This window comes from Serratia sp. DD3 (assembly GCF_000496755.2).
In genome coordinates, this window is record NZ_AYKS02000071.1 from 143,179 (window position 1) to 164,018 (window position 20,840).

At 46.6% G+C, this 20,840-nt stretch carries 12 protein-coding genes and 1 pseudogene; 2 read left to right on the forward strand and 11 right to left on the reverse strand.

Annotation, left to right across the window (positions count from 1 at the left end; translation table 11 throughout):
* Positions 1–12 precede the first annotated feature (12 nt).
* The 5 genes and pseudogenes from IO95_RS13120 to IO95_RS13135 form a co-directional block, all read right to left on the reverse strand.
* Positions 13–270 (reverse strand): antitoxin, encoded by a 258-nt coding sequence (locus IO95_RS13120; RefSeq protein WP_037384810.1) that lies wholly within the window; start codon positions 268–270, stop codon positions 13–15.
* A 38-nt stretch (positions 271–308) separates the two neighbouring features.
* Positions 309–564: pseudogene (locus IO95_RS13125) on the reverse strand (type II toxin-antitoxin system RelB/DinJ family antitoxin).
* Between the two features lie 362 nt (positions 565–926).
* On the reverse strand, positions 927–2,432 hold the full coding sequence (locus IO95_RS13130) for an anti-phage dCTP deaminase (protein ID WP_023492933.1): 1,506 nt from the start codon (positions 2,430–2,432) through the stop codon (positions 927–929).
* 138 nt (positions 2,433–2,570) lie between these two features.
* Positions 2,571–2,747 carry a hypothetical protein gene (locus IO95_RS25625; RefSeq protein WP_023492934.1) on the reverse strand — a complete coding sequence of 59 codons (177 nt, stop codon included), beginning with the start codon at positions 2,745–2,747 and terminating at the stop codon, positions 2,571–2,573.
* Between the two features lie 594 nt (positions 2,748–3,341).
* Positions 3,342–3,881, reverse strand: coding sequence for a DUF2058 domain-containing protein (locus tag IO95_RS13135; protein WP_023492844.1), 540 nt, complete (start codon positions 3,879–3,881; stop codon positions 3,342–3,344).
* Positions 3,882–4,455: 574 nt separating this feature from the next.
* Here IO95_RS13135 and IO95_RS13140 point away from each other — a divergent pair.
* Positions 4,456–5,901 carry a DASS family sodium-coupled anion symporter gene (locus tag IO95_RS13140; protein ID WP_037384806.1) on the forward strand — a complete coding sequence of 482 codons (1,446 nt, stop codon included), beginning with the start codon at positions 4,456–4,458 and terminating at the stop codon, positions 5,899–5,901.
* A 129-nt stretch (positions 5,902–6,030) separates the two neighbouring features.
* Here IO95_RS13140 and IO95_RS13145 read toward each other — a convergent pair whose 3' ends face one another.
* The 6 genes from IO95_RS13145 to IO95_RS26475 all read right to left on the reverse strand — a co-directional run bounded on the left by IO95_RS13145 (position 6,031) and on the right by IO95_RS26475 (position 20,056).
* A complete protein-coding gene (locus tag IO95_RS13145; protein ID WP_023491890.1) occupies positions 6,031–6,807 on the reverse strand; it encodes an ABC transporter permease in 777 nt (258 codons plus the stop codon).
* Complete coding sequence (locus IO95_RS13150; RefSeq protein WP_037384803.1) at positions 6,804–7,739, reverse strand: ABC transporter ATP-binding protein; 936 nt, start codon at positions 7,737–7,739, stop codon at positions 6,804–6,806. Before IO95_RS13150 ends, IO95_RS13145 begins: the two co-directional genes overlap by 4 nt.
* On the reverse strand, positions 7,736–8,896 hold the full coding sequence (locus tag IO95_RS13155) for an ABC transporter permease (protein WP_023491191.1): 1,161 nt from the start codon (positions 8,894–8,896) through the stop codon (positions 7,736–7,738). The genes IO95_RS13150 and IO95_RS13155 overlap by 4 nt, the downstream gene beginning before the upstream one ends.
* Before the next feature lie 46 nt (positions 8,897–8,942).
* Positions 8,943–9,875: an ABC transporter substrate-binding protein gene (locus tag IO95_RS13160; RefSeq protein ID WP_023491190.1), complete on the reverse strand. Its 933-nt coding sequence runs from the start codon at positions 9,873–9,875 to the stop codon at positions 8,943–8,945.
* A gap of 491 nt (positions 9,876–10,366) precedes the next feature.
* Positions 10,367–19,723, reverse strand: a complete 9,357-nt coding sequence (locus tag IO95_RS13165) for an autotransporter outer membrane beta-barrel domain-containing protein (protein ID WP_037384801.1) — start codon at positions 19,721–19,723, stop codon at positions 10,367–10,369.
* A gap of 153 nt (positions 19,724–19,876) precedes the next feature.
* Positions 19,877–20,056 carry a hypothetical protein gene (locus IO95_RS26475; RefSeq protein WP_037384798.1) on the reverse strand — a complete coding sequence of 60 codons (180 nt, stop codon included), beginning with the start codon at positions 20,054–20,056 and terminating at the stop codon, positions 19,877–19,879.
* A 65-nt stretch (positions 20,057–20,121) separates the two neighbouring features.
* On the opposite strand from IO95_RS26475, the gene IO95_RS13175 reads away from it, so the two are divergent.
* Positions 20,122–20,589, forward strand: coding sequence for a DUF6795 domain-containing protein (locus tag IO95_RS13175; protein ID WP_023492661.1), 468 nt, complete (start codon positions 20,122–20,124; stop codon positions 20,587–20,589).
* Positions 20,590–20,840 lie beyond the last annotated feature (251 nt).

Here is a 20,840-nt window from a genome sequence, read left to right on the forward strand (position 1 = left end):
CCTCTTTCCATGTCAGATTACCTCACCGCCAGCGGCAGGTGCATCAATCCATTCACGCTCTTCTGCACTGAGTTCAACTGGTGGGTCACACTGCGCTAGCCGTTCAGTGAGAGCATCCTGCGGAGACCTGAGCGGTTCAACAATCAGCCAGCCATTATCAATGATCAGGCCTACTTCGCTACCTGAGCCCAACGAAAGGGCATTGAGCCGCGCTGGTGGCACCGTCAGCATGACTGAATCGGCAACCTTTTTCAGACGAGTGGTGTGTATAATTTGCCTCCTTTAATGCACATGCGTAAAACTCAATATTAAATATCATCAAGATCTACCCTTATCCGTTTGGTTGGAGTTTTCAAGCGTTCACGAACCACCGCCAGAATATCGGCATCTTCATCTTGCTCGCCCACTATCACAGACACCTCAGCAAACGGCAGCTTTTCATGCTCAGCGACATAACGCAGAAATAACCGTAATACATCGGATGGGGAAAGATTAAGTTTTTCAAGACGCATAATATGCATTCCTTTATAATTCCTCATCTACACGGATTTGTATGGTGCTCATTTGTATTCCTCTGCCATTACAGATGTAACACACCATAATGCATTACATTTGTAGTGCAATCATTGTGATTAATTAAATAAAAATGTATAACTTCATCCGAAATAATTATATTTTCTTATAGGCGGAAAACAGGTAATCCCGATGACCTATTATGTTACTAGGATTATAAAGTGAATCCAGCCCTAAATACTAATAAAAATCAAGTTAACTCATTCGTATTTGGAATGATATATGTATTGAGGTATAATTCCCTTTGATTAATAAATTGAAAACAAGGATCATTATTAAATTTTTTAATGATCCTTGTCATGAATTAATTTCCATTAACTTATATGTCGAAAGAATAGTAGCGCTAGATATAATTACAAATCAAATTTAGCTTTGACATTATTGATTACTTTAGACTCGTAATCAGAATAGCTATCAAGATATTGTGTGTCAACATGATAAGATTCCTCAACACTATATGTAATTGGCTTACCTTGGCTATCTTTTCTTTTCCTATTGTAGCCGAAAAATTTCGCATATCTCTTGGGAGCTACACCTTCAAAGTTTTCAAACAAAACTTTATCAGGTGATGGAGTCTGATCTGACTGACAAATCGTATCATCATGCAACTGCAAGGCTAGGCTTTTTTCATATGGTTCGATATATACAACACGCAGCAAGCCTGCTGCGACAATATGACGAGCACAGACATGGCAAGGATAAGTAGTACAATATAAAGTATTCCCAGTTGTTCCCATGCTTGTATTTCTAGCCAGAGAAACAATAGCATCCATTTCTGCATGAACAGCTCGTGAGTACTCTATTAAATACTTCGCTTTGGTTTCTTTCATTATTTCTTCAGCAAGTTGCTCAGCGTCTTGTTGTTTACATCTTTTTAAAATATTTGTGATTTCCATTTTTAAAAGGGCTTTATGTTTATCATTATGACAACCATTTTTATTAAAGCACCGCCTATCTTTTTTACTCTCTGATGTATAAAGCCCGCCACCGTATTCTGGAACATCATTTCTACCTGTAGCAATTATACTTCCAGACACATCCATTATAGATGCACCTACTTGACGTGATAAACATGCTGATCCCAAAGATGCCGAATATGCAGCATACATTCCTGATTCATCTTTGGTCGGGGTAAGATTATTTGCGCTATGTATTAAATCAATAAAACGTTGAACCGACTTTTTCATTACCTCAGTGTCAAGGTTTTTAATAAAAAAATCTGCTAACTGTAAAGTTTCCTCTACTTGTTGGCCAAATTTTTCTGAGGATTTCCTATCCCTTTCTATAATTTTCTGGACGTTATCTTCACTAATTCCTTCGTCTTTTAAATTCTGTACACGCTCGGCTACAGTTCGTAATAATCCAACAAGATAGAAATTATTTTTATATACTTGATTTAGAAGTTCTACTTCTGAAGGATGTTTTATTTGGTCGATTATATAAGCTGTTTTCTTTGTGTTTTTTGTTAGTTCTCGAGTATCTTTACCATATACTTCTTCACGCAATTCTTGAATCCGCAGGATTGCAAGTTCAGCACAAATGAAATTTTTATTTTCTTCTCTAAGTGTGTCACCAAGATCTTGCAATTTATTATATCGCTCGAAGTTATTTAGCCTTGATGTGCTAACCTTCGTGAACTCAGATATTAAATCACTTATCCTGATGTGCTCTACATGATAACCATTTTGTTTGAGGCAAAAAATGACTTGCTCTTTAAGAGTTTTTATTCCAGAGCCAATTGCTCCACATAGGCCAATAATAAGCTCTTGGGAGCGCCGTCCTTTGATATCATTAATGCTATCAGAATTATGTCTTTCTTTCAATTGAACAGGAATAATATTCTCAGCTGAATGTGCCATGTATTCACTCCAGATATAAATAATTGATTGAGTTTATATATAACATCTATTGATAAGGTTGCAATCAGGTGAATGATATAAATCATTTTATAAAAATAAAAATAAAAATAAAAATAAAAATTTACTAATTTTAATATATTACCAAGTGATTTTTGACGATGCTAACAACACTTTTTCTCTAGCTTTACTTTGAGAAATGGCCTTTCTGCGTTCAACTAAACTTTCAACATTATTTAAAGATGTAGTGTTATCAGTAGACTCATTTCGGTCCACTATTTTTTTTTGTTGTTCAGTCATCTTTAATAAGTAAATCATTATTTTTCCTTAACATTTCGTCACATAAAAACCGAGCGATTATACTTACATCTCATTTTTTTTCAATGAGTATACTGTTCATATACGCTAAAAATGAAACTTTATCAAGTTTGTAAGGCTTAATTCTAGGGTAATACTATATTTAGTATAGATTGTTGTATTCTCTACTATATACATGATTTTCATATAAAAATTTCGTCATGTTATGTGAGATTTTTTATAATAAAAACAATATATTACAAGCTTCCCTATGGTTGATTTTTTTGCATGAATGGCTTGAATCCATACAAGTCCTGGATGAGATAGACTAAGCAAGTGCATTATATCTATGCATACTCGCTTCCCGCGACTTTTCTTATGTCGAACCGCTAGACTTTATGCTGACTGGTACTTACTACACTAGATAGTTCACACTGGATAATAATTAGTGTAGTAGAGATGAAAAAATCACGAAGCAAAAAACACAACCCAATCAGCCTGATAGTAACGGCACTAGCAACTACCAGCGTGCGTTTTTCCATATGCCCTGAGTGAAGATAAAACCTTAATGAAAAGCCCCTTGGGGCTTTTCACCATTCACATCCGAAAAATTAATTACCACATTAAATCGTCGGGTACTTTAAAATCGGCATACGGATCGTCTTCATCTTGCTCTTCCTGACTCAGCGCACTGTTTAATACAATACTGTTGGCATCTCGTTGCGCAATTTTATCAGCGACGCTGGCGGGGATGATGGCGTATTCACTGCCACCACTGCTATCAACCACCAAACGAGCAATGGCGAGGCGGCCATTGATCAACTGAGCTTGGGTTGGCTTATCCACTGCCACTTTTTTAATCAAATTATTATCTGTGAAGTTGAAATCAATATCGCCTTTTGAAATAACGATTCTGTTCATTTCAATCAGTTGCTTCACCTGAGCTTTATATTCTTTCGACAACGCAGCTTGTTTTTGTTGTTCGCTAAGCTGTTTATCACGCTCAAGTTGTGCTTTTTTGTTTTCTTCTACCGCTTCTCTTGCCTCACGAGCTTGAACTCGTGACTTTTTAGCCGTTCTTTGAACTTTGGCCACTTTTTTGCTGGTCACTAATCCCGCTTTTAGCAACTGCTCTTGTAAGGTGAGCTTTGTCATCTTGGTTTCCAAATTCGTTGAATAATTTGTGCGATTATATACCCAAGCTCAATGAAGTTGCAGGACAAAACGCATGGCGTTTTGAACAGTGCCTACGGTTTACCCCAAGGAGCGGGGCTCTGACGAATGGAGTTAGGTGGCGAGGGAAGCGCAAGCTGGTCAGGAACGGATTTGACCACAGCTTGACCACGTCACCTACATGCAGCAACGCTTTCCGCACCAGGGCAAGCAAAGCATTTACCTTTTGCTTTACCGAACCCTGGCTTCCCTCAACTGACCGATGCCATCACTGCAATGCACAACCAGAATGGTGAACTGGCCCAGCTGGTGATCGAAAAGTGATATTCTGGACAAGTTGCTATCTGACAGCAGAGATGAGAAGAAAGCATAAGATCGCCCTCCGGTTTATTCTCTTTGTTAAGAGCCTTGATATATGACGGGTATAAAATAATAAAATCAAAAAATAGAACCATATATATTTTTATATTATTTCCTGCCGCAAGTCATACTTGCTAGGTTATTAACTGAGTAAAAAAACAAATGCTGCGCTATTGTAACAAATAGGAGTGTTATTATGGTAAGTAATGTTAAATGGTTGCCTTTAACTATCATCATCGTTCTGGCATTAATATTCTGGAATATCGCGCCACCTGAAGGGCTGAAGTTGGCCGCCTGGCATTCTCTGGTATTATTTGTTGCTACGATCATCAGCATTGTTATTAATGTGCTACCGATTGGTGCTGTTGGCATCATTGCGATCACCGTTTATGTTGTCCTCAATGCCGGTGGAGATGCCACCGCCGCCGATGCGATTAAAACCGGCTTAAGAAATATGAATAACTCAACAATCTGGTTGATTGTTGTGGCGTTTCTTATCGCGCGAGGATTCATTAAAACCGGCCTGGGGCGTAGAATTTCCCTGATACTGATTACCCTGTTAGGGAAAAGAACCTTAGGCTTAGCTTATGGTTTGGCATTAGCTGACTTGATTCTGGCTCCTGCTATGCCGAGTAATACGGCTCGTTGTGGTGGGGTTCTTTATCCCGTCGCAGACTCATTGGCACGTAGCTTTGAATCCCGGCCAGATGATGCTTCACGTAAAAAAATAGGCACTTTTCTGGTGACTTGCATGGGGAATATCAACGATGTTACTTCCGCCATGTTTATGACAGCCTTTACCGGTAACTTATTGATTGTAAAACTAGCCGCGAATGAAAATATTACTTTGACCTGGACCGGTTGGTTAGTGGCTGCGGTGGTCCCTTGCCTGGTTTCTTTTATCCTTATCCCGCTGGTTATCTACTTTTTTACTGCCAGACCCGAAATCAAACACACGCCTGATGCTCCAAAGTTGGCAAAACAACAGCTGGCAGAAATGGGGGGAATGTCAAAACCAGAGTGGATGATGGCAGGCACGGTTGTTGTGCTGCTTGTTCTGTGGATTTTTTACAAAGTGTTAAACATCGACCCAACCACTGGGGCATTTATTGGTTTATCTCTGCTGTTACTGAGTGGTGTATTAAGCTGGAAAGATGTGATTTCCGAAAAAGGGGCTTGGGATACGTTGATTTGGTTTGCTGCACTATTAATGATGGCAGATCAATTGAAAGACTTGGGCTTTATGTCATGGTTTGGCAACACGGTCGGCCAGGAAGTGAGCGGCCTGGCAGGTAACAGTAATTGGATAGTGCTATTGGTAGTATTGAATGCAGTGTATCTGTATGCGCACTATTTCTTTGCTAGCGGGAATGCGCAAATTGTCGCGCTATACTCAGTTTTCCTCACATTAGGTATCCAACTGGGGATCCCAAGTATGCCAATGGCTCTGATGTTGGCATTTTCCAGTAGCTTCTCATGCTCTTTGACACAATACACCCATGCACGCGGGCCCATTTTATTTGCCCCTGGCTATGTTCCCACCGCCACCTGGTGGAGTACCGGGTTTGTCTGTAGCGTGGTCAATCAGCTGGTGTTGTTAACTGTCGGTCTGGCATGGTGGAAGTTCTTGGGCCTTTACTAACGAGATTATTGATAATCTATGGCTTCTCCTCCTTGAATGAGGGGGAGCCTGTCTGTTGACCTTACTGACCGTACCAGCACCTGGTGGAACCCTGCGTACATTGGCAAAGATACCTGCATCATGTTTTCCTTACTCGGCAGCAGAAACCGTTAGAGTCTGTTGACTCCAGGCGGTGAGATGCCGCACCCAGCGCTCAAACAGCATATCGGTGATGATCGCCAACAGGGCTACCACCACGGCACCCTGGATCACATAGGCAGTATTAAAGCCGCTAAGGCCAATAATAATCGGCGAACCAAGCGTTTTAGTGCCAACGGTGGAGGCGATCGCCGCCGTGCCGATATTAATGATCACCGAAGTGCGGATACCGGCAACAATCACCGAAGCCGCCAGGGGGAGTTCAACACGCCACAGGATCTGCCTAGCACTCATCCCGACTCCTTGCGCAATTTCGCGGATGGCACTGGGTACCGATTCAATGCCCGCCAACGTACCCTGCAGGATTGGCAACAAACCGTACAGTACCAGCGCAATAATTGCCGGTTTTTCGCTAAACCCCATAACCGGTACCGCGACCGCTAACACCGCAATCGGCGGAAAGGTCTGGCCAACCGCCACAACGGTCTCCACCAGCGAACGGAACTCTTTACCTGCACGGCGTGTCACGCCAACCCCAGCGGCCACACCAATCACCACAGCAATCATGCTGGAGACCGCCACTAACAACAGGTGTGCCCATACCAGTGAGATAAAACTGTCTTGCTGATATACAGGCCGATCCAGATCCGGGAACCAGGCGGCAAACAGACCCTGTAGATGATTCATGCCAAACACCAATGCCAGCAGCAGGGCAAAGGTCCAGGGCAGTGGATCGCGTAGCCAGCGCAAGACCGATGACAGGTTCATGACAATGCCTTTTGGCTAATCAAATCACTGAAATACAACACGCCAAGCGCCTCGCCTTGTTCGCCAATCACCGGTAAGCATTCACAGCCCCGGGCCACAAACACCGACAGTGCTTCGCGCAGACTCATGGCGGCGGTGATGGGTTCCCCTTCCGCATGGCCAGGGCGTACCCGCTTAGCCACGGTGCTTAACGACAAGAGTTTGATACCGCGATCGCTGCGGCCAAAGAAATCACGCACAAAATCGTTGGCCGGTACGGTTAATAGCTCCAGCGGTGTGCCCTGCTGCACGATGCGGCCCTGGTCGAGCAACACGATACGGTCCGCCAGGGCCAATGCTTCGTCAATGTCATGCGTCACTAACACAATGGTGCGCCCGGAGAGATGATGAATACGTGAAATCTCAGTTTGCAACGCCGCACGTGTCACCGGATCAAGTGCACCAAAGGGTTCATCCATCAACAACACCTCTGGGTCAGCAGCCAATGCGCGTGCAACCCCAACCCGCTGCTGCTGCCCACCGGAAAGCTGGTACGGATAACGATGACGGAACAAATCCGCTTCCAGATGTAACAGCTCCAGTAATTCAGTCACCCGATCGCGAATTCGTGCGCGTGGCCATTTCAGCAGTTGTGGCACCGTGGCAATATTTTCCTCCACTGTCCAATGCGGAAACAGACCAACCGACTGGATCGCATAACCCATTCGGCGGCGCAGATCCTGCGGTTTAAATTTCTGAATCTCTTCACCGGCAAAGAAAATTTTTCCCTGATCGTGTTCGATCAGTCGGTTGATCATTTTTAACGTTGTGGACTTGCCTGAACCAGAGGTGCCGATCAGTACGGCAAATTCACCCTTGGCAATCTGCAATGTAAGATCGTCCACCGCGGGCTTACCCTGAAAAATCTTGCTGACCTGATTAAACTGAATCATCGGCGTGACACTTCCAAAATTGAAACCATAAACTTGAACAGTGAATCGACGATTACCGCCATCACGATCACCGGAATAACCCCCAGCAGCACCAAATCCAGTGCGCTACTGAGCAGGCCCTGGAACACAATAGCGCCAAAACCTCCGGCACCAATCAGCGCCGCGACCACCGCCATGCCGACGGTCTGCACCGCAAGAATACGCACGCCGGTCAGGAACAACGGCAACGCCAGCGGTAACTGTACGCAGAAGAAAACCTGCCCACGCGTCATCCCCATGCCACAGGCGGATTCGATCACGCTGGCTGGCACAGTTTGCAACCCAGCGACAACACTGCGTACCAGCGGCAACAGGGCGTACAGCACCAACGCAAAAATTGCCGGTGCCATACCAATGCCACTGACGCCATGTTCTGCCAGCCAAGGAAATGCTTTCGCCAAACCCGCCAAAGGCGCGATCAACAGGCCAAACAAGGCAATCGACGGAACTGTCTGGATAATATTCAGTGTGGAGAATATAGGCCTCTGCCAGCGTGCAGAGCGAAAACACAACACCCCGAGCGGCACACCAATCAATAATGTCGGCACCAGCGTCGCCAATAGGATAGTCAGGTGCTGTAACAGCGCGGCATCAAACACATCTTGCCGATTGTAATACTCTTTCAACAATGAGAGTTGATCCAACTGATGGCTGAACAACAGCACCAGTGCAGGCAATATCACCAACAGGTTGCTGAGCATGCGCCATAAATGCGAGGAGGTAATGCGAGTGATGGCGTCGGCAGCCATCAGCAGGCTCAGCGCTAGCATCAGCCAACAACCGCTCCCCAAGGAAGTGCGCGCCAGTTTGGAACCTTGTTGTGCCAACTGCAGGGCGGCATGGCCGCTTATCCACAGTGTGAGCGTCAGCAGCGTCGAAGCCGCCAGCACGGTTAATAACGCATTGCGCCTGAGCGGTGCCAATAGGCTGAGAGCCGCCAGTAGCAACAGGGGCGCCAACAGCCACAGCGGCGGACCGTGCAATAGGGACATCAGGGAAATACTCGTGCCCGATAACAGGCGATTGGGGGCATAACTGAGAAACGGCAGCCCAAATGCAGCCAGCAGCAACAGAATAAACAGTGTCAGTAATACGCGGTTTTTTACGGCAATAATCAAAGAAACTCTCCGGCTCCATGTCGGCCCCCATTGGGGGCCAGAGATGTTATCCCTTCACCAAACCTTTCTCTTTAAGGTAAGCCGCCGCAACCTGTTTGGCGTCCTGACCTTCCACCGCGATCTGCGCATTGAGTTTTTGCAGCGTCGGACCGTCCAGTGAAGCGAATACCGGTTTTAGTAATTCAGCGATGTTGGCATGCTGTTTAAGCGTTGCTTCACGAATAATCGGTGCTGGCGCGTAAATCGGCTGCACTCCCTTTGGATCTTCCAGCGTTTGCAGCCCCAGCGCTGCTACCGGGCCGTCGGTCCCGTAGGCCATCGCCGCGTTCACACCGGAGGTTTGCTCCGCCGCCGCCTTGATGGTCACCGCAGTATCACCACCGGCCAACGACAGCAACTGATCCTGGTTCAGCTTAAAGCCGTAGGCATCCTGGAACGCGGGTAGGGCATCCGAACGCTCGATGAATTCAGCTGACGCCGCCAGCTTGAACTTGCCGCCAGCGTTGATCCACTTGCCCAGATCGGCCATTGTTTTCAGATGATTGGCATCCGCCAGGTCCTGACGGATAGCAATGGTCCAGGTGTTATTGGCCGGCGCGGCATCCAACCAGACAATTTTGTTCTTGTCATAATCCAGCTTTTTCACTTTCTCAAAACCGGCCTGAGCATTTCTCCATGCAGGGTCTTTTTCATCAGAAAAGAAAAACGCACCGTTGCCGGTGTATTCCGGATAGATGTCAATTTCACCGGCAGTGATCGCGCCGCGCAACACTTTGGTGGTGCCAAGCTGTAACTTATTGGTGGTTTTAATGCCGTTAGATTCCAGCACCTGTACGATGATGTTACCGAGCAATGAGCCTTCGGTATCAATTTTAGAGCCAACGCGCACCGTATCGGCTGCTTGCGCCATACCAACGCTCGCGGCAAGCAAACCCAGCGCCAGAGCAAAGACACGACCACGTGAAGGGGCGATTACCATACTTTTTCCTCTTGTTGTGTATTGTCCAGCTATTTGGCCAGAACGATTGAAAAATCTTGAGAAGCGCGCGTCCATCGCACTATAAATGTTTCCGTCGACCAGTACCTTTGGACAGAATACCCGGTATGCTCACAGCAGGGCGACCTTATTGTTTTATCTCTGAACCTACATCCTCAAAGCATCAACATCTCTGGCCTTCAGTGTCAGGATATTCCTGGTTGGCGTGTAAGATGTACTATCTTGCGTATCATCCTGCGTCATTTGGCAGATAATACTTTCTGAGCGAGGAAAGCCGACACACATGCAACTGGCAAGTATGACGGATATATCAGACTAATACAGCCCATTTTATACCAAAATGATCAGCCGGGTCAGGGAGTCTCCCCATGTGCTGGATGGGTTGCTGTATCACCTCATCAGGTCATAACAGGTGTGCGGTTCCCCGCACACCTGCCATCACATCAAGACATTAAAGAAAACAGATCAAGCCCTTAGAATTTATACCTCACCCCCAGCATCGCCGCTTTGTCATCATAACTCTGTTGCCCAATCTGGTTGGTCAGGCTACCCCAGACACTCAGGTTGTTGTTGACCTTACCTTCGACACCGAGTTTCACTTCAACCAGATGACGGCTGCCAGTCTGTTGCATCTCCATGCCATCCATCGTCACACCCGCCAGACGGGTGTTGTGGATCCAGTTCAGTTCCAGATAGCTGGTCAGGATCTGTGGATGCGCTTTATCCGCTCCTAATTGCGTATCGTTAGAGAACTTGGCACCCAAACGCGTTTGCAGATTATTCTGTCCACTCTGCTGTACCAACGTGCCGTTGTCCTCGGTGAGATCACTCATCTTCGCACCGTTGAGAGTGAGCTGGGCTTGCGGCGTGATATAGCCACTGTTGTCAGCCACCTGATAGACCTGGAACGGATAGCCCCCCTCCACCGACATGCTCACACCACGCAGGTGGTATTTTTCACTGGAGAGCAGATCACCGTTCACTGAACCTTCAAACCACTCGTACTGCAGCCAAGTGTGGACATAAGGGCTGTTATGTTTGACGGCATTCTGATACCAGGTGCCGTAGACACCGATACTGTAACCCGTCAGGCTGTTATCCGCCTTATAGGTCAGTGACGTGGCGTCGGTGGTACCGGTAGAGCGTGCATAACCGGCCATCACGCCTACACCCACGTAATCCTTACCCGTCAACTGGCCATCCCACACTTCGCCACCCAACTGGGTCACAAAGCGACTGCTGGTATTGGAGAGCTGCCCGCTGGCATCCTTGAATTTGTTGCGTGAGATAGATTGACGTAACCACAGGCTGGTATCCATATCGTCCGTGCCATTGGCGGTACTGCTGGCGCTCATGTCTTCCAGGCGGCTGTTAAACAGAGTATTGGCCGCCGCAATATTGGCGATATAGCCTCCCGCTTCTGGACGATAAGTCGGTTGGACATAGTTCGAGCGCAGATACCAGTTGCCATTGGTCGGGTCAGCCGTCGTGCCTTGATAGAGGAAATATTCCAAAGCTCCAGCTACCGCACGGCCATTGAGGGTAAAGGTAGCGGCAGAGGTGCCGCCAACACTGATGATTTCAATGCCGTTCGTGTTTTGTGCCCCTTGACCGCCGATATTATTCACCGCCACGGTCCCCGTTCCCGACGTGTCGCCCGCTATCACTAGTTTATCGGTGGGTGAGTTATCGCCGGCCAGGACGCTATCAAAGGTCAGGTTACCGCCTTGACCAATATAATCACCATTAACGGTGAGGGTGCCGTAATCAACGCCATTAGCACTGCGGCCTACCAGAACATTCCCCTCATTGGTAAGGTTACCAGTTACGGTGCCATCACCACCGAAGGTGCCATAGGTCTGTACAAAGACATCGCTATTTAATACCACCGGGCCACTTGCCGCAGGTAAGACTGCGCTCATGAGAGCTGGCTCAGTGCCAATGATCAAAGACCCTGCCTGCACCACGGTGGCATTGGCAGTCACAGTGCTGCTACCGATATATACCATGCCGTTACCTTGCTTGGTCACCACGCCCGTGCCGCTAATCGGCGTAGTCAAATTCCAGTAGCTCGTATTGCTCAGTATGAGATTGCCGTTATTGTTCACCGACGCCGCACCAAAGTTTTTAGCTTCGGTTGCCGTCATCGCATTGTCTGATTCCAGCGTGAAAGTACCGCTATAATTACTGTTATCATTCATTAACAGAACATCAGAGTTATTGGTCAGTAGCGTATTGCCAGAACCGGATAGCGGGTTATATAAACCACCAACGGCATCATCGAGATTTAAAGTGCCATCGACAATAATCGCACCAATACCCAGCGCTTTGGTTTCTTTCAATAACGCTGTAGCACCTGCGTTAATATCGGTGATACCGCGATAATCAGGGCTGTTGCTCGTCAGTGTTAATATTCCACCCGTGAGTACTAAGCCACCCTTGCCAGTCAACATGCCGTTACTTAATCCGCCATTGCCAACGGTTAGAGTACCTTCGCCCATATCCAGCAGCGCGTTGGCTTCTGTGTTCAGTGTGCCGACACTTTGTGTGTAGGTACTTAAATCAACTGTTGCGCCATTGCTAATACTTAAGTTGCCGGTATTACCCAGCGCGGAATTAGACCCTAGCTGTAAAATACCTGAACGCACCAAGGTAGCGCCTGTGTAGCTGTTGGTGTCATTAGACAACACGACGATGGAACCATCGTTAGGCGAGTTCACCGCCAAATCACCCGTACCGATAATTTGTGCAGTGAGTTCATTAGCCGCCGTGCCGTTATCCGCCAAAGCTCCTGTCAGTACTAAAGCGTCGTTAGTCGTTGTCAAAAGATCCAAGACAGACAAGCCATAATTCATATACAACCCATCCAGCGCTTCTCCCGTGGTCAAACCAAAACCAAAGGTGCCTGTTGCTGCAACTGTGGTGCTATTGGGATTGAGAATTCCTTGCTTATAAGTGGAGGTAATGGGTGTATTGGTGCCATCAGTTAAGGTCAACTCTTGACCCGTTCCAGTTGCAGTACCTTGGATTAAACCCACTACGATCGCCCCGGTATCCAGGCTTAATACGCCAAGACCGGTAATATCAGGCTGCACATTTGCCGGTAATGCCACGCTCACCGTACCGCCACCTGTGGTATTAATTGAGGTTGCATTGATGGTGCCAGCTGCAGTCAATTGCCCATTGTTTTCAATGATTTGGTCATAAATCAGGGTGCCCCCATTAAAGGTTAACGCGCCGATGGATTGCGTTCCTGTTCCCACCGTGGTGGTGCTGCCTGTATCTAAGTTCAGCGTAGTGCTGGTATTGCCTGTGGTGTTATCACCAGAAAGCAGGAACTGGGTATTGAACAGGTTGACCGTACCCGTAAAGCCATTGCCGATATTCGCACCAAAACTAAATTGGTTATTGTTCGTGGTAACATTCATCACGCCTGTACCAATTAGCTGATTATCAAAAATAAAATTACCATTATTGTTGATATTCAAGGTGTCGCTGCCCGTCACGATATCGACGATGGTGGCAGTATTAAGCAAGTTAGCGCTATCGATATTGAGTGTTGAGCTGTTGTTGATACTGACCGTGCCGAGGAAAGTATTGGCATTAGTATTAATTAAATCCACGTTACTGCCTGATAACGCCCACGTCCCTGCACCACTGAGAACATTATTTAATGTGCCGGTTAATTGATTAAAGATTAAGGTGCTACCCGTTTCGATATCAACCGCACTCGCCCCCAGATTTTGGTTGTCACTGACACTCAAGGTGCTGGTACCGACAATATTGATCAGGCCATTTAACCCGCTGTTATTACCAGAGAGCGCCATATTGGCCGAGTTATTAATCAACACGGTGGAATCAGTCACTCCGGTCAACATGTTGGCAACCGTATCTGTCACTCCGCTGAAAATTAGCTGTGAAGTGTTCGTCAGCAAGTTCACTGTAGCCGCCGCATCACCCAAATTATTGGCAGCCGTTACCGTCAATGCACCGTCAGCATTAACGTTATGAGTACCTGAAAAAGTACTCGCGCCAGACAATTGCACCGCGGCGTTAGTATTGATGACGCCAGCACCTCTAAACTGATTGGCAAAGGTATTCGCACCGTTGAAATTTAAGGTACCCCCTACATCCACCAGGCTGCTGACGCCAAGATTACCCGTACTGTTGAGTGTGACTGTGGCCCCAGAAGCAATATTGGTCGCGGCGGATAACGTATTATTATCAGCAGATAAGGTCAGTGTGCCTCCGGTGACATTCAGGGTACCGGCACCCGTTAATCCACCCACGGAATCGGAAGTACCGCCATTGCTTATGTTCAGCACACCTTGTGCGAGGTCAATGGTTCCCGAATTCGCCAATACTTTAAGATTTTGACTGTGCCTATCAAGATTCCAGGTAGCCCCGGTATTCACGGTCAAGGTTGACGTGCCACCAAGCACATTATCAGCGCCAGAGATCAGGTTGCCAGCACTGATGGTTGTCGCTCCCGAATAATCATTGTCGTTATTGGAAACCGTTAAAGGGCCGTTAGTGGCATCAAAAAAGATGTCACCCGTGCCGGTAATCAAAGCTGTGAGTTCCCGATTAGACGTAGGGTCAGTGCCTGTGGCAACTTTCAAGGCATTGGCGCCATTGAATACTAAATTCAACTCGGTTAAGCCGTAATTCAGATAAAGCCCTGCGGCACCGGAAGTGTCACTGTCCGTCAAGGCGTAGTTATAGGTTGCGATGGCAACGGTATCTGCTCCCTGAGTAATGTTCGCCGTCACCGCAGTACTCGAATCAATGGCAACCCCATTGATCTGTAAGGTGAGGTTACCTGCACCTACCGAAGGACTAGTAGCATTGATTAGCTTAGAGCCCACCACACCGCGGTTTTGATCGAGAATGGAAAGGCCTGTCGGTACAGGATTGACGTTATCCCATCCGAGCCCGGTATTGAGATTAATAGCGCCACCATTAGCCGTAAATGTACTTACATTTAACACACTTTCTGCTTCGGCTAAGGGCGCGCCAGCGGTAAAGGTCAGAACAGCGTCATTGTTGATTTCCAGATTCTGTATGCTGGGATTACTGGATACACTAGGCACGCCCACTGTAGTTACACTGCCCGAGTTAAGGGTTAGTGAAGCTCCAGCTAAAGTAGCTGCGTTGGTATCAGCCAAAGAGAATTGAGTATCTTGTAAAGTCACTGTGCCAGCAAAACCCGTACCAACGGTATTAGCAAAATCAAAAGCGCCATTGGCGGTATTGACGTTAACCGTACCTGTACCGAGCAATTCATTGCCAAGTGTGAAGGCACCCGTGGTGTTAATATTGAGCACGCTGTTGCTATTAGCAAGATTGAGCGCTGTTCCAGCATCCAAGGTCGTAACCTGATTCATGGTTAACACCGCCCCGTTATTAAGAACGATGTCGCCAGTGAGGCCAGAAACGCGGGTCGTATTATCCGACAAATCGATACTACTATTGGTTAATATCCAATTCCCTGCGCCAGTTAACGTGTTATTCAGCGTTGATAAAATGCCACTATTGTAACCATCAAAAATCAGCTGCCCGCCACTGGCAATGGCTACTGAACTTCCACCTAAATGCATGCTGTCGCTGGCAGTCAGGGTGCTGGTGCCGTCAATATTAAATAATCCTGCAAAACCTGAGTTATCGGTGCTTAATACCGTATTGGCGCTATTGATAACCTCCACGGATGAGCCCGTTACGCCCACAAGTGCCGCCGTTAATGAATCATTAAAGCCATTCAAGATCAGTTGAGCGCCACTATTGAGCAAATCAACAGTACTCGTACCTAAATTGTTAGCTTGAATGGCGGTCAGGCTACCGGGTGAAGTCACATTATAGAAACCAGTAAATCCGGTGTTATCAGCGGCCAACGTAATGGCAGCGTTGGCATTAACAGCGCCCGCGCCTGACAACACATTATCGAAGTTAGCGTCAGCGGCATTGAGATTCAAGGTGCCAGCAACACTAATCCCCCCTGAGCCCAAAGCGTCCGCGGCACTTAAGGTAACAGCAGCGCCTGTATTAATGTTCGTTTGTGCCGTGTAGCCATTATTCGCCGCTGAAACGGTAAAAAGACCATTTTGAACATTTAAGTTACCTGTGCCTACTAATCCGTTAACGCTGGATGAAGTACCGCCGTTAGTAAGAGTTAACGTACCACCAACAAGATCAAGGATGCCTGCATTCGTCAAAGAGCCTACTGTTTGCGTGAAACCGCCGAGGTTAACGATCGTGCCTGCTAATGTGATTAATGATGACGTATTGCCCAATGCACCATCAGCGCCAACATTCAATGTGCCTGAATCTACGCTAGTAGTACCTTGATAATTATTCGCACCATTATTCAAGGTAATGGGGCCACCAGTGGCATCAATAGCTAAGTTACCTGTACCTGTGAGTTGCGCGCTTAGCCCTGTGTCAGTGGCTCCTGCTGACGTTAATGTGAGGGTTTGCCCGTCCAAAATTTGCGATACAGATAATTGTTCATAAATACTTAATCCCAGATTACTGACCAAAGAAAAACTGAAGGTATTTAAAGCAACATTATTACCCCCTTGGAAATAAGCGACATCTCTGCCTGGAGCAAGAGTCGCACCGCTAAGGTCCGTCAGGGTAAAATTAGCCAACTGGGCTGGAGTCAGTGAATTTTGGCTACTTACCAGATCCATTAATACCCCAGTATCGAGGTCTAACAGGTTGCCTGAGGTTAACAATTGTGGGTCAGCTTGAATGGTAGAATTACCCGTGGTACTTAATGTGTTCGTAGTAATAAGAGCGCCGGTGGTAAAACGCAGCGCCCCGCCACCAAAGTTTAAATTACCAATATTGTAATTACCGGCGGACATGGTAATCACACTGCCCGAGTTATCACTTAATGTTGCATTCTGTAATACGGCACTATTAATGGGTGTTAAATCCAAAATGGTATTCGAAATATTGGCGGTTCCAGCAAAGGCGTTACCTACGCCAGCACCCGCACTAAAACCTGTACCCGCATTATCAATATTAAGGATACCGTTACCTGTCAGTGCATTATTGAAGGTGCCAGCGTTGGTTAAATTCAAAACACCATTTAACTCAATAGCAGCACTACCTAACTGGTTGCCCGGCGAAAGAACACTGTAGTCACTCGCATTTAATGTGCTACCGAGTTCAACATTCCATGTACCCACAAAAGTATTAGCACCGGTTAAGGTTACGTTAGCACCATTTAATAACTCAGTATTACCAACCCCGCCAATCACAGCGCTGAAATCACCATTATAATCAGCGCCAAATACCAGTTGATTTGTACCAATGCCTGACAAATTAATGGTGCCGGAAGTGACATTATTAGTATCACTCAAGATTAGCTGAGAGGCAGTATCCAAGTTAATCGCAGAGAAATTTTGTAATGACGTGGTGGGAGCCAATGCAATAACAGAATTAATTAAACTCAGCGTGTTAATTCCCGTGCCTGCATTCAGTAACCCCAGTTCTATTGGACTCACGAGGCTTGAATTATAAATATTGAAAAGATCATTGTCTGTCCCGGTTTGAATATCCGCAACGGTAGCGCCTTGATAAATATTAACGGTATTAATACCATTACCTAAATCAATCACATCATTGCTTACTGAACCCGTGTTAAGCGTTAACACATCATTACCCGCGCCACTGGTGAGGGCTGCTAATGTTCCATTATTGGTAATGGTGTTACCGATTCCCCCCATTGCAACGCTACCACTGACAAGGCCATTATTGGTTAAGGTTTGCGCTAGAGCGCCATTATCGTAACTGATGGCAGTGATTCCAATAAGAGAGGTATTAGGGCCGACAATTACGCTTTCCGAACCAGCAAGCGTGCCTGTGGTGGAGATACCTTTACTGCCACCCGCGATTGAATCAATGGTGAGATAAAAATTGGTTAAATCCAGTGCTGCGGTTGTGCGAAAACCAATACTGGCAGGATCCGTAAGATTGATGATGTTGGTTCCGGCGTTAAAATTATAACCCCCCGCCCCCCCCGCGAACGTGAACACAGGGCCAGCACCGTTGTTATTAATCGTGGTATTGCTGAGATTTACTGTCGCGGCACCACTCGCTTTAACAATCGCTTGTCCTGTGCCATTGATATTAAAGGTTGTTCCGTCAATAGAATGGGTTCGAGCACCTGTAGTGGAAGAGAAATTAATGCCGTTAGCGGCATTGGTGGTCGCAATAGTACCGCCGGTTAGATTGAGGATGGTATTGGCATCACTGAGCGTAATACCGTTGCCCGCGATAGCATTAATAATACCCCCCGTGCCAATCACATTCATGGTTTTACCAGCGGCCAGTGTTGACGTGAGGGTGATGCCCGAAATATTACTGGTGATCGTGCCCGCATTGGTGATATTCACGGTGCCCGCAGAAGCATTATCCGTCACGTTGATGCCCGTGGCTTTGACAATATTGCCCGCACTGTCATTCATAACCACAACATTGCCCGCTGAGCCTGTTGCGGTTTCACTGACATTAATCCCAGTACCTGCGCTAGGGGCACCAACACCAGTACCATCCGAAGAAATCAGTCCATTAGAACGGATATAGATATTACCCGTTCCACCCGCACCCGTTTTGCTGACATAAATACCGTTGTTGCTAGCGCCTGAGGCGACAATAAGACTGGATCCCGCCCCTAGGTTATAAATCACATCACCCGGAGAGGTAGGGCCATTATCAATCTTGGAACCGACAGTGCTGGATGCATTACTGATCACATCCCCCGCCAGATTATTCATAATAAGAGTAGCACCGGTACCAAATGTCCCTGCTCCAGTATTATAAGAGCCTATCTGCACACCGTTATTAGCCACCCCTAATGGGTTTTGCGCAGAAAATGCCATATTAACAATGGCACCATCATCAATCTGGTAACTGTAGGTTTTTCCTGTTCCTCCTTTGTCAGCAGGTCCATTAGTAAAAACACGGCCTGTGGCTGTTACGTTGGAAGTCCCATAAAAATGCATCAAACTATTAGCCGCATTACCCATACCCCAAAATATGGCTGGATATCCACCACTACCCAACCCAGCAACAGTACTTGTGCCGGTGAATTCCACCGTAGTCGCTAAAGCCAACTGGATAAAAGCAGCATAAGTGATACTTCCATTAAAATTAACCAGTCGCAACACACTGTTATTATTGGCAGGCAAAGATGTCCCACTATCATCACCAAGAGAAACTATTTTGCCATTTGGTATAGTTCCAAAATTATCAAGACTCACTGTAACGGCTGTTGTGGTATTAGTGACCGAGTAAAATATAGGACCGCCATTATTGGAGCTAATATTACCAAAATTTTGAAAAGTCAGATTGCCAGAATCCGTTGCCGCACCAGTGAATGCCTCAGCTGCATTAAAGGTAAAATTATTTCCCCCACCATCAATAACCAGGTTATGTCGATTATTAGTATTATTTAACAAAACAGGAATAGATGAAGGAATGACCAAGGGAGCGGTGATAAGTACTGTCGTTGGCGCATTTGTCGCACTATTATTGATTGCATTCGTTAATGCCAAAACGGTACCTACCTCAACGCAATTCGGATCTGCCGAGCATTGAATCGCTGTGATGGCATAGGCGTTTTGATAGATGGCCAGAGAGGAAAAAAGTGATAACGCGATAGCGCTATTTCTGAATAAGTTATTAGATTGAGTCCTTTTTTTATTACTTTGATGAGAGCAACTACTGTGGTTGGCTGTTTTCTGTTGACTCTTGGTAAGCTCACTGACAACAACCCAAACCTGTAATGCTGCACTCCATATGACTCTGTAGGACTTATTCATGTTTAATCCCTCTACTGATATTCTGGCAACCCATTGTTTTTAAAAAAATCACCATGTGGCATTAAAACGAGGCATAACGCAAATAAAAGAAAATCTCTATTAAAGCGTAGACTCTTTTTTTTATATTTCAACCAAGAGGAGAGATGCTGAATATTAAATTAACGCTATGTTTTTAATGAATAACGAGCTGGTCAGATAGACTTGTTCATTAAGCGTATCCTGCAGAAAATCGTAAAGGTTCGCCATAGTCGCTTGGGGAAGCCACAGCGTTTCTTGTTCAAAACGGTACTCAACGGGCACTTTTCCATCGCCGCATGAGTCTGCTTCGTGCATTGTGTCGCCCGCGTATACTGCTACCACGCAACAGGAAAATATCAGAACGCAAAAGGATTCGCGCCATGTCAGTTACCACATTCCGCATCACAAGCCTGGCCATCTTTGCTCTGCCATGGTTGCTCAGCGGCTGCGTTTACCATGATTACCCCACCCCGCAGATTGAGGGCACGTTGACTAACGCTGGAAAGCCACTGGCCGGGGTAGCGGTTTCGTTAACTGAATTCGACCGCCAAATCGCCACGGCACAAACCGACAGCAACGGGCATTTTTCAATGGCACCAAAGGGTAATTGGCATGTGTTTATTCCCGTAGGGCCACAAGACCGCCTGAGTCACTGGTCGCTGACAACAACTGACCATCAGGGACAAGAAATTAGCATTTACACCAGTCAGCGCCTTGGCGGGGTTTTCTCGGGCTATTCAAGAAACGACCGAGTGAAACTGAACTGCGAACTATCACCAGCAGGCGAGAAGAGTCGAAGCCAGGAAAGCACTCTATTCTGCGAACCCATTCCCGTTAACGACCCGTAATTACCAGGTGATGCGGTTGCTTAGGAACAGCCGAGATGCGGGTGAAATCTAAATAACTACGCGTAATAGTGCGACAGGTGGGAGTGAGGCAAGTTAGTCGACCTTGGCGCGCATGGACGCGCGATACAAGCCCCCAGGGAGAGGTTTACTGCGTGCCGGCGTTCCTGATCACTCCCAGCTACCAAAAAGATCAAGTGTAGCGGTATTAGGAACATCTATTTAGGGGGATGGTATCCCGATCTTTCGGTGGA